The organism is Streptomyces fumanus, assembly GCF_014655295.1.
Classification (GTDB): Bacteria; Actinomycetota; Actinomycetes; order Streptomycetales; family Streptomycetaceae; genus Streptomyces; species Streptomyces fumanus.
This window is the reverse complement of the sequence record NZ_BNBI01000014.1, coordinates 166,472-180,364: the sequence shown is the minus strand read 5'-3', so window position 1 is coordinate 180,364 and position 13,893 is coordinate 166,472. Positions and strand designations below refer to the sequence as shown.

Annotated in this window: 14 protein-coding genes; 3 read left to right on the top strand and 11 right to left on the bottom strand. The window is 72.7% G+C overall.

Translation table 11 applies throughout. The annotated features are described in order from the left end of the window. From IE316_RS28465 to IE316_RS28440, 6 genes are all read right to left on the bottom strand, one after another. Nucleotides 1-582 (bottom strand): sugar kinase, encoded by a 582-nt coding sequence (locus IE316_RS28465; protein ID WP_190207386.1) that lies wholly within the window; start codon nucleotides 580-582, stop codon nucleotides 1-3. Continuing rightward, nucleotides 579-1,727, bottom strand: a complete 1,149-nt coding sequence (locus IE316_RS28460; RefSeq protein WP_190207385.1) for an ROK family glucokinase — start codon at nucleotides 1,725-1,727, stop codon at nucleotides 579-581. The genes IE316_RS28465 and IE316_RS28460 overlap by 4 nt, the downstream gene beginning before the upstream one ends. Before the next feature lie 261 nt (nucleotides 1,728-1,988). Next, a complete protein-coding gene (locus tag IE316_RS28455) occupies nucleotides 1,989-2,780 on the bottom strand; it encodes an ATP-binding cassette domain-containing protein (RefSeq protein ID WP_190207384.1) in 792 nt (263 codons plus the stop codon). Beyond that, nucleotides 2,777-3,817, bottom strand: a complete 1,041-nt coding sequence (locus IE316_RS28450) for an ABC transporter permease (protein ID WP_190207383.1) — start codon at nucleotides 3,815-3,817, stop codon at nucleotides 2,777-2,779. The genes IE316_RS28455 and IE316_RS28450 overlap by 4 nt, the downstream gene beginning before the upstream one ends. Further along, nucleotides 3,814-4,818, bottom strand: coding sequence for a sugar ABC transporter substrate-binding protein (locus IE316_RS28445; protein WP_190207382.1), 1,005 nt, complete (start codon nucleotides 4,816-4,818; stop codon nucleotides 3,814-3,816). Before IE316_RS28445 ends, IE316_RS28450 begins: the two co-directional genes overlap by 4 nt. A gap of 189 nt (nucleotides 4,819-5,007) precedes the next feature. After that, nucleotides 5,008-5,745 (bottom strand): GntR family transcriptional regulator, encoded by a 738-nt coding sequence (locus IE316_RS28440; RefSeq protein WP_190207425.1) that lies wholly within the window; start codon nucleotides 5,743-5,745, stop codon nucleotides 5,008-5,010. A gap of 128 nt (nucleotides 5,746-5,873) precedes the next feature. Between IE316_RS28440 and IE316_RS28435 the strand changes: the two genes are divergently transcribed. Further along, nucleotides 5,874-6,908 (top strand): Gfo/Idh/MocA family protein, encoded by a 1,035-nt coding sequence (locus IE316_RS28435; RefSeq protein WP_190207381.1) that lies wholly within the window; start codon nucleotides 5,874-5,876, stop codon nucleotides 6,906-6,908. A gap of 67 nt (nucleotides 6,909-6,975) precedes the next feature. Here IE316_RS28435 and IE316_RS28430 read toward each other — a convergent pair whose 3' ends face one another. Both IE316_RS28430 and IE316_RS28425 read right to left on the bottom strand, forming a co-directional pair. After that, the gene (locus tag IE316_RS28430) at nucleotides 6,976-7,656 is read right to left on the bottom strand and encodes a response regulator transcription factor (RefSeq protein WP_190207380.1); all 681 of its coding nucleotides are present in this window, start codon (nucleotides 7,654-7,656) and stop codon (nucleotides 6,976-6,978) included. Nucleotides 7,657-7,716: 60 nt separating this feature from the next. Continuing rightward, entirely contained in the window at nucleotides 7,717-9,033 is a 1,317-nt protein-coding gene (locus tag IE316_RS28425; RefSeq protein ID WP_190207379.1) for a sensor histidine kinase, read from the bottom strand. A 116-nt stretch (nucleotides 9,034-9,149) separates the two neighbouring features. Here IE316_RS28425 and IE316_RS28420 point away from each other — a divergent pair, with 116 nt between their 5' ends. Together IE316_RS28420 and IE316_RS28415 are read left to right on the top strand one after the other, a co-directional pair. Next, on the top strand, nucleotides 9,150-9,350 hold the full coding sequence (locus IE316_RS28420) for a hypothetical protein (RefSeq protein ID WP_190207378.1): 201 nt from the start codon (nucleotides 9,150-9,152) through the stop codon (nucleotides 9,348-9,350). A gap of 141 nt (nucleotides 9,351-9,491) precedes the next feature. After that, nucleotides 9,492-9,887: a guanyl-specific ribonuclease gene (locus tag IE316_RS28415; RefSeq protein WP_190207377.1), complete on the top strand. Its 396-nt coding sequence runs from the start codon at nucleotides 9,492-9,494 to the stop codon at nucleotides 9,885-9,887. A 109-nt stretch (nucleotides 9,888-9,996) separates the two neighbouring features. Here IE316_RS28415 and IE316_RS28410 read toward each other — a convergent pair whose 3' ends face one another. The 3 genes from IE316_RS28410 to allB all read right to left on the bottom strand — a co-directional run bounded on the left by IE316_RS28410 (nucleotide 9,997) and on the right by allB (nucleotide 13,672). Then, nucleotides 9,997-10,824: an AIM24 family protein gene (locus IE316_RS28410; protein ID WP_190207376.1), complete on the bottom strand. Its 828-nt coding sequence runs from the start codon at nucleotides 10,822-10,824 to the stop codon at nucleotides 9,997-9,999. 153 nt (nucleotides 10,825-10,977) lie between these two features. Then, nucleotides 10,978-12,093 carry an allantoicase gene (gene alc / locus IE316_RS28405; protein ID WP_190207375.1) on the bottom strand — a complete coding sequence of 372 codons (1,116 nt, stop codon included), beginning with the start codon at nucleotides 12,091-12,093 and terminating at the stop codon, nucleotides 10,978-10,980. A 241-nt stretch (nucleotides 12,094-12,334) separates the two neighbouring features. After that, nucleotides 12,335-13,672, bottom strand: a complete 1,338-nt coding sequence (gene allB, locus IE316_RS28400) for an allantoinase AllB (protein WP_190207374.1) — start codon at nucleotides 13,670-13,672, stop codon at nucleotides 12,335-12,337. Nucleotides 13,673-13,893 lie beyond the last annotated feature (221 nt).

Here is a 13,893-nt window from a genome sequence, read left to right as displayed (position 1 = left end):
TCAGGGGACCGTCCGCGAGACGACGTACACCATCGGCAGACTCGGGTTGGCCAGGTTGACGACGATGTCCTGGGTCGGAGCGGGGTTCTTCTGCGGGTGCTTCAGGCCCCACCAGACGCCCGGCCCGGTGAACCGCCAGCCCGAGACGTTCTGGTCGCGCTCGCTCATGGTGATGCCGTCCCGCTTCAGGTCGCCGCGGTCGACGCCGACGCCCGCCAGGAAGACGTCCAGGCCCGCGGCGGTGGTCTCGAACTGGACGTACAGCCTGCTGGTCTTCCAGTTGTTGGTCTCGTAGTACGCGACCTTGCCGGCGGGGTGCGGTATGGGCACCTGGTAGATGCGGCGCTGCACCTTGGAGGGCCAGGCCGCGCTCAGGCCGGTCGCCGAGTACTTCTCCTCCTTCTCCCGGCCGCTGCTGCGGCTCTGGTCGGCGGAGATCATCAGGTATCCGGCGGGGACGCCGATGAGCAGCACGATGGTCAGCAGGGTGAGGGCCCGGCGGCGGATCATGTGCCGCCGGTCCTCCGGCGGGCGCCGCGCCTCCTCGGGCGGGCCGACCTGGTGCGGCAGGGTCTCCGTCACAGCGCCTCCCGGTCGGTGCGGCGGGCCTTGGTGTAGCGCTCGTAGCGCTCGTGCCGCTCGACGCGGCGCCGGTTGGCGCGGCGGAAGCGGCGGGCGACCAGCCGGGCCAGGTCGGCGGCGCCGACCATGCCGGCCTCGGGGCCGAGCTGGGCCCGGACTATGCGGGCCTCGGGCCGGTAGCCGCGGCCGGTGAGCTGGCGTTTGAACGCGTCCCGGGCGGGTCCGATCAGCAGGTCGTCGGCGGCGCTGACGCCGCCGCCGATCACGAAGCAGGACGGGTCGAGGGCGGCGGCGAGGTTGGCGATGCCGACGCCGAGCCACTGGCCGATGTCCTGGAGCAGTTCGACGCACATGGCGTCGCCCTCCCGGGCCAGCTCGGTGATCATCGGCCCGGTGATGTCGCCGATGCTGCCCTTGACGTGCTCGATGATCCCGTACGCCACCGGCGAATCGGCCGCGGCCAGCTCGCGGGCCTCTCTGACCAGGGCGTTGCCGGAGCTGTACTGCTCCCAGCAGCCGCGGTTGCCGCACGGGCAGCGGTGGCCGCCGGGCACCACCTGCATGTGGCCGAACTCCCCCGCGACGCCGTACTTGCCGCGCTTGACCTGGCCGTCCTCCAGGATCGCGCCGCCGATGCCGGTGCCCAGGGTGATCATGACGAGGTGGTCCTCGCCGCGGCCGGCGCCGAAGCGCCACTCGGCCCAGGCGGCGGTGTTGGCGTCGTTGTCCACCAGGACGGGGACCGCGAGGCGGGCGGCGATGCGGTCGCGCAGGGGTTCGTTGCGCCAGGACAGGTGGGGGGCGAACAGGACGCGGTTGCGGTCGGCGTCGACCCAGCCGGCCGCGCCGATGCCGACGGCGTGCACGTCGTGCCGGTCGGAGAGGTCCAGGACCAGTTCGACGATGGTGTCCTCGACGACCTTGGGGCTCTTGGACTTGTCCGGGGTCTCGGTGCGGAGCTTCTCCAGGATGTTGCCGTCGGCGTCCACGACCCCCGCCATCACCTTGGTGCCGCCGATGTCGATGCCGACGGTCGGCACGCGGGGGGCCGTCAGGTGCGAGCGGCGTTCCCTCGTGCCGACGGTGCGCAGGACCGGGGCGCGGCGGGATCCGATGGGGGCGGTGAGGTCGCGGTAGGTGCTCATCGGCGTCGATTGTGCCGCACGGCTCCGCCGGGTGCCGAACGGTGTGGGGGGTTCGTCGTCGGGTGCGGGTGCGTTGTGGCTGGTCGCGCAGTTCCCCGCGCCCCTTTTGGGGCGTTGCGGATCGCGGCGTGGAGTGGTCAGAGGCGTTGCACGGTGTCGGGTGCGGGTTTGTCGTGGCTGGTCGCGCCCACGCGGCGGAGCCGCAGATCGACACAGCCCCGCGCCCCTTTTGGGGGCGTTGCGGTTCGCGGCGTGGGTGATTCAGGGGCGTTGCAGTTCGTGGCGGAGGTCGTCCAGTTCGTTGCCGCCTGCCATCTGTCTGGTCAGTTCGTCCAGGGTGATGTCGTCGCGTTCGTGGTTGCCGACCATCGTGCCGCGCTTCAGGAGGACGAAGCGGTCGCCGACCAGGTAGGCGTGGTGCGGGTTGTGGGTGATCAGTACGACGCCGAGGCCCTGGTCGCGGGCCGCGGCCACATATTTCAGGACCACACCGGACTGCTTGACGCCCAGGGCCGCCGTCGGCTCGTCCAGGACGAGCACCTTGGCGCCGAAGTACACCGCGCGGGCGATCGCCACGCACTGGCGTTCGCCGCCGGAGAGGGTGTCGATGGGTTGGTCGACGTCGCGGAGGTCGATGCCCATGCGCAGCAGTTCCGCGCGGGTGGTGCGGCGCATCAGGTCGACGTCCATGCGCTTGAAGGGGGCGATGCCCTTGCGCGGCTCGGAGCCGAGGAAGAAGTTGCGCCAGACCGGCATCAGCGGGACGACCGCGAGGTCCTGGTAGACGGTGGCGATGCCGCGGTCCAGGGCGTCGCGGGGCGAGGCGAGGCGGGTCTCCTCGCCGTCGAGGGCGAGGGTGCCGCCGTCGTGCTGGTGCAGCCCGGAGACGATCTTGATGAGGGTGGACTTGCCGGCGCCGTTGTCGCCCAGGACGCAGGTGATCTCGCCCGCGCGCACGGTCAGGGAGACGCCTTCGAGGGCGCGGACGTTGCCGTAGTGCTTGCTGACGCCGGACAGCTCGACGAGGGCCGTACGGTTCGGGTTCCGGGTCACTTGGTGGCCTCCGCGCGCTTGCGGACCCAGGCGTTGAGCAGGGTCGCGAGGAGCAGCATCGCTCCGAGGAAGAACTTGAACCAGTCGGGGTTCCACTCGGCGAAGACGATGCCCTTGCTGGTCATGCCGAAGATGAACGCGCCGACCGCCGAGCCGACGGCGCTGCCGTAGCCGCCGGTGATCAGGCAGCCGCCGATGACGGCGGCGATGATGTAGATCAGCTCGTTGCCGACGCCCTCGCCGGACTGGACCACGTCGTACGAGAACAGCAGGTGCTGGCCGGCGATCCAGGCGCCGAAGGCGACGCCCATGTAGAGGCCGATCTTGGTCTTGGCGACCGGGACGCCCACCGCGCGGGCGGCGTCCTGGTTGCCGCCGACCGCGAAGATCCAGTTGCCCGCGCGGGTGCGCAGCAGGATCCAGCTCGCGACGGCGACCAGGGCGAGCCACCACACGATGGTGATCTTGAAGCCGACGCCGCCGACGGTGATCGTCGAGGCGAACACGTCCCGGGCGGAGGGGAAGCCCTCCATGTCGGCGATGGTCTTGGTGGAGACGGTGCCGTCGATCAGCTTGGTGAAGCCGAGGTTCATGCCGGTCAGCATCAGGAAGGTGCCGAGCGTGATGATGAAGCTGGGCAGCTTCGTGCGGGTCAGCATGAAGCCGTTGAAGGCGCCGACGGCGAGGGTGACCAGCAGGGAGACGCCGACGCCGACCCAGACGTTGGCGGTCATCTGGTAGCTGAACATCGACGAGATCAGCGCCGAGGAGGTGACCATCACCCCGGCGGACAGGTCGAACTCCCCGCCGATCATCAGCAGCGCCACGGGTACGGCCATGATGCCGATGGTCGAGGAGGCGTACAGGACCGTGCTGAGGCTGGCGGCGCGCAGGAAGCTGTCGGCGGCCAGGGCGAAGAAGACGAAGACGGCGATGGCGCCGACGACCGAGCCCAGTTCCGGGCGGCCGAGGAGCTTCCGCAGCGGAGAGGTCCGCAGAATCCTTTCGTCGGCGGTGGGGGCGTCGGTGGCGCTCATCGGGTGCCCCGCTTCGTGTAGTCCGCCAGCGCGCCGGCGTCGTCCTTGGTGATGATCTGCGGTCCGGTGAGCACCGGCCGGCCGCCGCCGAGGACATCGGCGTTGTACTTGTTCAGCCAGAGCAGGTCGACCGCCTCGTAGCCCTGGAGGTACGGCTGCTGGTCGACGGCGAAGCCGAGGGTGCCGTCGGTCAGGCCGGCGGCGACCTTGGCGTTGAGGTCGAAGGTGTCGATCTCGGCCTTGCTGCCCGCGCTCCGCTTGGCCTTGACGGCGGTGTCCGCGTACGGCGCGCCGAGCGTGACCACGGCGTCCACCGACTTGTCGGTCTGGAGCTTGGCCTCGATGGCGGACTGCACGTCCGGCATGCTGGTGCCGTTCACATACAGCCGCTGCACCTTGCCGTCGAAGGTCTTCGCCACGCCGTCGCAGCGCTGCTCGTGGCCGACGTTGCCCTGCTCGTGCAGGACGCACAGGGCCTTCTCGCGGCCCCGCTCGTTCAGCTCCTCGCCGACGGCCTCGCCGGCGATGGTCTCGTCCTGGCCGATGTGGGTGAGCGCACCGAACTTTTTGGACTCGGCCGAGCCGGAGTTCACGGTGATCACCGGGATGCCCGCCTTGACCGCGCGGGCGACGGCGGCCTTCATGGCGTCCGGCTTGGCCAGCGTGACGATGATCCCGTCGACCTTCTTGTCCACGGCCGCGTCCACGAGCTGCGCCTGCTGCTGGGCCTCGTCGTCGTGCGAGTACAGGAAGTTGATGTTGTCCTTGACGGCGGCCTGCTCGGCACCGCTCTGGACGATGTCCCAGAAGGTGTCGCCGTCACCCGAATGGGTGATCATCGCGAAGGTCCAGCGGGGCGTGTCCACCGCCGCCCTGCCCTGGGCCGCCGCGGCCTTGCGGGCGTCCTCGGCGCGCTTGCCGCCGGTGCTGCTGCAACCGGCGAGGGAGAGTGACAATGCCCCTGCCAGCGCGATGCCTGTCCAGGTCCGAAACCGTGCCACGAGGCGGTGCCCTTCTTGCTGTGTTCTGTGCTGGTTCTGTACTGGTTCCGCGGTGGTTCCGCACCGCGGGGGGACCGGTGGTCTCACCGACCCAAACGCCCCATTGTCGGGCACGGCCACCGGCCGCGCCGCACGGGGGGCGGGTGCCGGAGGTCATGTCCGGACAATGCGACGTCCTGAGGGCTCGGTTCAGGACCGCACGAGGAGCTGGAACTCGAACGAGTAGCGGGCCGGCCGGTAGGTGTGGGTGCCGTACTCGACCGCGCGGCCGGTGTCGTCGTACGTGGTGCGCGCCATGGTGAGCAGCGGGGCGCCGGTCTCCTCGCCGAGCCGCTCGGCCTCGGCGGCGGTGGCGGCGCGGGCGCCGATGGCCTGGCGGGCGCTGTGCAGGGTGATGCCGGCGCCGCGCATCAGGCGGTACAGGCCGGTGCTCTCCAGGTGCCCGGTGTCCAGGTCGAGCAGGCCGAGCGGCAGGTAGTTGCAGAGGCAGGCCATCGGCTCGCCGTGGGTCAGCCGCAGCCGTTCGACGTGGTGGACCTCACTGCCCTCGGGGACGGAGAGCGCGGCGGCGATCTCGGCGCCGGCCGGGACAACGGTGTTGACCAGGACCTTCGTGGCCGGGCGCTGGCCCGCGGCCTCCAGGTCGTCGTAGAGGCTGCTCAGCTCCAGGGGGCGCTTGACCTGGCTGTGCACGACCTGGGTGCCGACGCCGCGGCGGCGGACCAGCAGGCCCTTGTCGACCAGCGACTGGATGGCCTGGCGGACGGTGGGCCGGGACAGGCCGAGCCGGCCGGCCAGCTCGATCTCGTTGCCCAGCAGGCTGCCGGGGGTGAGGGCGCCGTGCTCGATCGCCGCCTCCAACTGCTGGGACAGTTGGAAGTACAGCGGCACCGGGCTGCTCCGGTCCACGCTGAGGTCGAGCGTCACGGTCGGGTCCACATCTGGTTTCGGCACGGGGCGAGCGTAGCTCCGCGCGTTGTTGACGGGAAGTTGTGTAGTCCGGTTGTCCGGACATGCGGATTGACAGCGGGGTGCGGGGCGCTCACCTTGATGGCATGCGCATCGGAGTCATCGGTACGGGCCGGATCGGCACCGTCCACGCTCACACGCTCAGCCGTCACCGCGACGTCGGCTCGCTGATCCTCACGGACGCGGACGGGGCGCGGGCGCAGGAGCTGGCCCAGCGGCTCGGGGAGACGGCGGCGCCGGGCGTGGACGAGATCTTCCGGTGGGGCGTGGACGCCGTGGTGATCACGACGGCGGCCCCGGCCCACGCCGAGCTGATCGGGCGGGCGGCGCGGTCGGGGCTGCCGGTGTTCTGCGAGAAGCCGATCGCGCTGGACCTGCCGGGCACGCTCCAGGCGATCGCCGAGGTGGAGGCCGCGGGGACGGTTCTGCAGATGGGGTTCCAGCGGCGCTTCGACCCGGGCTACGCCGGGGCCCGGGAGGCGGTACGGTCCGGGCGGCTCGGCAGGCTGCACACCGTACGGGCGGTGACCGGCGACCGGGAGCCGCCGCCGGCCGCGTACCTGGCGGCGTCCGGGGGCCTGTTCCGGGACACGCTGATCCACGACTTCGACCTGCTGCGCTGGGTGACCGGACGGGAGGCCGTCGAGGTGTACGCCACCGGGTCCGACGCCGGTCCGCCGGCCTCCCGCGCGGCCGGTGACGTCGATACGGGGGCGGCGCTGCTCACCCTAGACGACGGCACCCTGGCGACCCTGACCGCGACCCGGCTGAACGGCGCGGGGTACGACGTCCGGATGGAGCTGGCCGGGGAACGGGACCAGATCGTCGTCGGCCTGGGCGACCGGACGCCGATCGCGTCCACCGAGCCGACCGGGCCGCCGGCCGCGGACGCCCCGTGGACCGGTTTCGTGGAGCGCTTCGGGCCCGCGTACGAGGCGGAACTGGGCGCCTTCGTCGAGGTGGTGCGCGGCGAGCGCGCCAACCCGTGCGACGGCCGCGAGGCCCTCCAGGCCCTGCGGATCGCCGAAGCCTGCGAACTCTCCCGGCACGCACACCGGCCGGTACGGCTCGCGGAGGTGCCGGGGGCGGTGGAGTTCGCCCCCGCCGGCCCCCGCCTCTGACCCGCCGGGCCGCCCTCCTCGTCCCTCACCCCGCGCCCCTCGCCCCTCGCCCGTCACCCCGCCGAGGTCAGTGCCCCTCCTCCTGGAATGCGTCCAGGAGTCCGGCCTCGTGGGCCAGCAGGGCGATCTGTACGCGGTTGTCGAGGCCGAGGGCGGCCAGGACGCGGGAGACGTGGGCCTTGACGGTGGCGACGCTCAGGTACAGCTCCGCGGCGATCTCGGCGTTGGCCAGTCCTCGGCCCACCGCGACGGCGACCTCGCGCTCGCGCTCGCCGAGCCCGGCCATGCGGGCACGCGCGCGTGCGCGCCGGGCGTCGGCGGTGGAACCGGCCGCGTGCTCCATCAGCCGGCGGGTCACGGCGGGCGACAGCACGGGGTCGCCGGCCGCGACCCGGCGCACGGCGTCCACGATCTCGGCGGGCGGCGTGTCCTTCAGCAGGAACCCGGCGGCGCCCGCCCGCAGCGCCCGCAGGACCTGCTCGTCGGCGTGGAAGGTGGTCAGCACCACCACCTGCGGGGCGTCCGGGCGGCCGCGCAACCGCTCGGTGGCCGTCAGCCCGTCCACTCCGGGCATCCGGATGTCCATCAGGACGACGTCCGGGCGGGTGCGGTCGACGAGCGCGGCGACCTCGCCGCCGTCGGCGGCCTCGCCGACGATCTCGATGTCGTCGGCGCCGCCCATCATGAGCGACAGCCCGGCCCGTACCAGCGGATCGTCGTCGACGAGGAGCACTCTGATCGCGGTCATGGGGTCACGTAATCACGCGCGGTGGTGCGGACGGGAGTTGACGGCTCGTCACCGTGCCGCTCACCCCCATGGCAGCCAGGCCCGTACCTCGAAGCCGCCGTCCGCGGTGGGGCCGTGGGTCAGGGTGCCGCCCGCCAGGGCGGTGCGTTCGGCGAGGCCGATCAGGCCCTGCCCGGAGCCGGGGACCGGCGGTGCCTCGCCGTCCGGCGGGGTGTTGCGCACGGTCACGGTGAGGCCGTCGCCGGGCGCGCCGGTGACCGACACGGCGACCTGCGCGCCGGGGGCGTGCTTGCGGGCGTTGGTCAGTGTCTCCTGGGCGATCCGGTAGGCGGTGCGCCCGGCGGAGGCGGGGACGGCGGCCGGGTCGGTGACCCGGCCGTCGAGGGTGACCCGCATGCCGGCCCGGCGGGACTCGGCGACCAGGGTGTCCAGTGCCGCGAGTGTCGGCTGGGGGCGGCCGGCGTCGTCGGAGTCGCCCGCGCGGAGCACGCCGATGATCTCCCGGAGGTCCTGGAGGGCCTCGTGGGCGCTCTCCCTGATGACGCCGGCCGCGCGTGCCACCTCCGCGCGGGGCGCGTCCGGCCGGAACTCCAGGGCGCCGGCGTGCACGCTGAGCAGCGACAGCCGGTGGGCGAGGACGTCGTGCATCTCCCGGGCGATGGCCTCCCGGGCGAGCCGCTGGGCCTGCTCGGCGCGGAGCCGGGCCTCGGTCTCCGCGTGCCGGGCCCGGTCGCGGAGGCTGACCAGCAGTTGCCGTTTGGACCGGGCGAGCATGCCCCAGCTCGCCGCCGCCCCGATGAGCAGCGTCCCGAAGAGGACGACGCCCAGGTAGGGCAGGTCGGGGTCGGGGCGCAGCCAGAAGTACAGCGGCTGGAGCGCGATGGTGGCGCCGCCCATCCAGGCCACGTACCGGAACGGCCGGTGGACGGCGAGGGTGAACAGGGAGACCAGGGCGGCGCCGCCGGCGGTGGCGGAGAGGAAGGAGGCGGGGACCATCGCCACGGCCAGTTCCACGGGCCGGCGGCGGCGCAGCCAGACCGCGGCGACGGCGGCGGCGCCGATCCACTGGTCGGCGGCGGCCATGGCGTTCGACAGGCCCGGTTCGTCGGCCAGTCCGTCCGCGGCGAGCAGGCCGAGGGCGACCGCGCACAGGAAGCAGGCGAAGTCGACCAGCCAGTCCCGCGCGGTCCGCCGGGGCCGTCCGCCGGGGCAGGCCGGGTCCGGGTCGAGTTCCTCGGCGAGCGCGGACGGGAGCAGCCAGCGGCGGACCCGGAACGCCGGGGGTGCCGTCGTGGGAACGCTGTCTGTCGTCACGGTCGGCCAATCTACGCAGCGCCGGCCGCCCCCGCCCCCGCGCCGGCCGCGCCGTCGACTCATGTCGCGGCGCCGCCGACTTCCGTCTCACCGGCCGGGCGGGAAGAGCGACTTGCGTCGGTGCGGTCCGGCCCGGTGACCGATGCGGGGGCGGTCGCCGGGGGGTGAGGGTCGGTGCCATGAAGAAGCTGCTGGAGTTCCTGGGGTTCGTCGCCGTCGTGCAGGGCGCGGCCGGTCTGCTGCACGAGTTCACCGACTGGCGCGTGGGGTTCGTACAGCAGCTCGCGTTCCTCGACGGCCGTGAGGTGTACGCGAGCGTCGCGCTGGTCGTCCTGGGACTCGCGCTGTTCGTCGCCGCGGAGAGCCGGGCCTCCGGCTGACGGGAGGGCGGACAGGGGCCGAGGGGGAGGTGACGGGCCGGTGGCGGCGGGGCGGCCCGGGGAGACGTGCCGCACGGGGACGGTGAAGTTCATGTGGTTGTCATTGACATGCCACCGTCTACGCGCGTCATGATATGGAACATGAGATTCCCCCCACGAATCACCCGCCTCGGCGCCGCCGTCGCCGTCCTGGGCACCGTCCTGGCCGGCGGCACCGGCACGGCGGGCGCGGACGAGGCGTCCGCCGCGGCCGTCGGGAGCGTCTGCTACGGCGACCTCCCCTCCCAGGCCCACGACACCCTGGACCTCATCGCACGGGGCGGCCCCTTCCCGTACGCTCAGGACGGTTCCGTCTTCCAGAACCGCGAGGGCGTCCTGCCCCGCCGGACCAGCGGCTACTACCACGAGTACACCGTGATCACGCCCGGCTCCCCCACCCGTGGCGCCCGCCGCATCGTCACCGGCGAGGAGTACCGGGAGGACTACTACACCGCGGACCACTATGTGTCGTTCGACCTGATCGACCACACCTGCTGAGCCGGCGCCGCGTCAGACCCCTCGCCCCGCGGACCCCCCACTCCAACCGGCCGCGGGGCGAGGCAGCTCCGGCGCGCGGTGGGCCGTAGCAGCCGGCGTACGGGCCGTATCAGCCGGTGCGGGTGGAGAACAGGCCGCCGGTCGGGCCCTGCTTGTCGCCGCCCTGGGCCTTCTTGAGGGCGTTGGCGAGGCTCTCGATGGTCAGCGACTGGAGGATGACCCGCCCGCTGCCCTCCAGGGTGGCCAGGGACAGGCCCTCGCCGCCGAAGACGGCGTTCATCAGGCCCTGGCGGTTGAGGCCGCCGACGCGCTGGACGCCGTACCGGATGCCCTCCTCGAAGGCGACGACGCAGCCGGTGTCGACCTCGATGCGGCCGCCGAAGTCGGCGGGGTCCAGGTCGATGAAGTTGCCGGCCCCCGCGATGATCACCGTGCCGTGCCCGGTGAACTTCTCCAGCACGAAGCCCTCGCCGCCGCTCATCCCGGTGCGGCCGCCCTGGAAGGCGATGCTGAAGTCGACGGTGGACTCGGCGGCCACGAAGGCGTCCTTCTCCGCGAACCACGCGCGCGTGCCATCCAGCTCCAGGGCACGCATCTCGCCGGGCAGCACGCCCGCGAAGCCGACGGTGCCCTCGCCGCCCTGGGAGGTGAAGTACTGGAACGCCAGGGACTCGCCGGCCAGGGCGCGCTGGCCGACCTGCATGGCGGTGCCCATGGCCTGCCGCAACAGGCCGCCCATGCCCGCGCTCCCCGCGCCCCCCGCGCCGCCCTGGGGCTGCTGTCCGCCGCCGGAGGGGCCGGACAGCCGGGTCTCCATGGTGACGTTCGACGTCTTGAACAGGAACTTCCCGGCCTCGCAGTACACGGTCTGGCCGGGGCGCAGGTTGACGACCGCCATCTGCATGGCGTTGCCGACGATCTCTTGCTGAAGTGTCACAAGAGGTGAACGAGCCGAGCGGAAGAAAAGGTTCCGCTACGGCGGTGACGATGGCGGCGCTGACGGCGGTGACGGTGGCGCGCTGACGGTGGCGGTGGCGGTGGCGGTGGCCTCGGGTGCGCCGGTCCGCGCGGACCGGCGCACCCGGTCGGCTCAGCCGCCCAGCTCCTGGTGGCGGGCGGACAGGTGGGCCGCCCCGTCCTCGGTCAGGGAGCCGAAGAGACGCAGCCGGGAGATGCCGCCGTCGGGGAAGATGTCCACGCGCGCGTGCGTGCCGACGGCCTGCTCCGGCAGGACGAAGCGGTGGTTGGTGTCGGGCTGGAGACGGGTGCGGGGCAGCACCTCGCGCCAGTCGCCGTCCTCGCCGTCCCGGACGGAGACCGACGCCCAGCCGGCCGAGTTGCCCTTGAGGTAGGCCGTGTCGATCTCGATCGCCCGGATCGCGGAGCGGTCGGCCAGGCGGTAGCGGATCCAGTCGTGGCCCCGGTCGCGGCGGCGCCGGGTCTCCCAGCCGTCGTCCATCTTGCGGGAGCGGCCCGGCTGGATGGTGTTGGTGGCGGGCGAGTAGAAGAGGTTGGAGGCGTCCTCGACCTGGCCGCCGTTCTCCAGCGCGACCACGTCGAAGGTGCCGAGGGCGGCGAGCCACGCGGGGTCCGGGACGACCTCGCCGTGGACGCGCAGCCGGGCGATGCCGCCGTCGGGGTGCTGGTTGACGCGGAGGTGGGTGAAGCGCTGCTCGGCGTCGACCGTGAAGCCGTTGGCCGCGTGGCCGCCGACGGCGGTACGGGGGACGAGCGTCGTCCACTTCACGTCCTCGGCGAGGAGGTCCTCGGGCGACGGGGAGCCCGGCACCGAGGTGGCCTCGACCGACACCGCCTGCGGGTAATTGCCGCGGAAGTGGGCGGTGTCCACGACGATGCCGCGGATCACGCCGGGGGCGCCGAGCCGGACCAGCGCCCAGTCGTGGTCGTCCTCGGCGGGCCACGGGTGGTCGGCCGAGACACCGCGGCGGCGGCGGGTCTCCCAGCCGTCCATGATCTTGCCCTTGTGCCCGAAGTGCTCGGGGTCGAACTCGGCGCGCTCGGGCACCAGCAGGTTCTCCCGCTGGGCGAAGAACTCGTCGTTGGCGGCGACGACACCGGCGCCGAGCCGCCGGTCGGCGAGGTTGGCGAGGTGGGTGAAGGGGAGATCGGCGGAGCGGTAGTCCGCGTACGGGTCGCCTCCCGAGTAGGGGTTCGCGTCGCCGGTGAAGGTCGAGGTCGCCGTCACGATGATCAGGTCTGCCTTTCGGTCGTCGGGCGGGGTCGGTGTGGTCGGTGGGGCCGTGGGGCCCGTGGGGCGGCGGAGGGGGCGGAGGGGCCCGTCCGCCGGGGTGGGCGTGCACGGGCGGCACCTTGTCGGGCCGGGCCTTCCCAGGACGCGTCTCCGTCGGACTGAGCCTCCGCCGGGCTGAGCGTCGGACCGGACCTCCGCCGGACTGAGCCTCCGTCGGGATCACGCCGTCCCCCGTTCAGGCCACCCGGCTGAGAAGCTGCCCCTTCGCTTCGCTGAACTCGCCGTCCGCCACGATGCGCTGTCCGCGCAGCCAGGTGGACTTCACGACGCCGGTCAGGGTCCGGCCGGCGTACGCGGTGACACGGTTGCGGTGGTGGAGGGCGGCCGGGTCGACGGTGAACGTCTCGTCGGGGGCGAGGACGGCGAAGTCGGCGTCCCGGCCCGCCGCGATGGCGCCCTTCTGCCCGAGCCCGACCAGGGCGGCGGTCCGGGCGGACATCCACTGGACGACGTCCTCCAGCGAGTGCCCGCGCGCGCGGGCGGCCGTCCAGACGGCGGAGAGGCTGAGCTGGAGCCCGGAGATGCCGCCCCAGGCGGTGGCGAAGTCGTCGGTCTTGAGGTCGGCGGTGGAGGGCGAGTGGTCGGTGACCACGCAGTCGATCGTGCCGTCGGCGAGGGCCGCCCAGAGCAGGTCCTGGTTGGCGGCCTCGCGGATGGGCGGGCAGCACTTGAACTCGCTGGCGCCGTCCGGGACTTCCTCGGCGGTCAGGGTCAGGTAGTGCGGGCAGGTCTCCACGGTGAGGCGGACGCCCTCCGCGCGGGCCTCGGCGATCAGCGGCAGGGCGTCGCTGGAGGAGAGGTGGAGCACGTGCACGCGCGCGTTGAACCGCTTGGCCTGCGCGATGAGGCTCGCGATGGCCGTGTCCTCGGCGTCGCGCGGGCGGCTGGCGAGGAAGTCGCGGTAGGCGGGGCCGCCCTGCTGCGGGGCGGCGGCCAGGTGGTGGGGGTCCTCGGCGTGCACGATGAGCAGGCCGTCGAAGGAGGCGATCTCGGCGAGGGACCGGGCGAGCTGGTCCTGGTCGAGGTGCGGGAACTCCTCCACGCCGGACGGCGACAGGAACGCCTTGAAACCGAAGACGCCGGCCTCGTGCAGCGGGCGCAGGTCGCCCACGTTGCCGGGCAGCGCGCCGCCCCAGAAGCCGACGTCGATGTGCGCCTTGTCGGCGGCCACCTTCCGCTTCACCCGCAGGTGGTCGACGGTGGTGGTCGGCGGGATGGAGTTGAGCGGCATGTCCACGAGGGTGGTGATGCCGCCGGCCGCGGCGGCGCGGGTGGCGGTCCAGAAGCCCTCCCACTCGGTGCGCCCGGGGTCGTTGACGTGCACGTGGGTGTCGACCAGGCCGGGCAGTACGACGTGGTCGCCGACGTCCTCCAGGCGGGCGCCCGGCGGGACGGGGGCGTCGTACGGCAGGACGGCCGTGATGGTCCCCCCGGTCACCGCGATCGACGCGGCGCGCGTCCCCTCGGGAGTGATGACGCGCGTCGAGCGCAGCACCAGTTCAGCTTCGGACACCCGAACCCCTCTCTTCTTGCCGCTTTTGTCCTGCCGGTTCACCGCAGGGAAACGGGGTTTACCGCCACGTAACGGACTTCAACGTTCTGTTGAAGGAGTGTTGCCCCGCCGCTTCCGTGCCGTCAAGGGGCACACTGCCCGGAAGTGGACAGGGCGAGCGCCCTGGACGTTTCCACAAGGCGGAATTAGTATTCCATCAAGCAGAACGTAGCTACGCACAA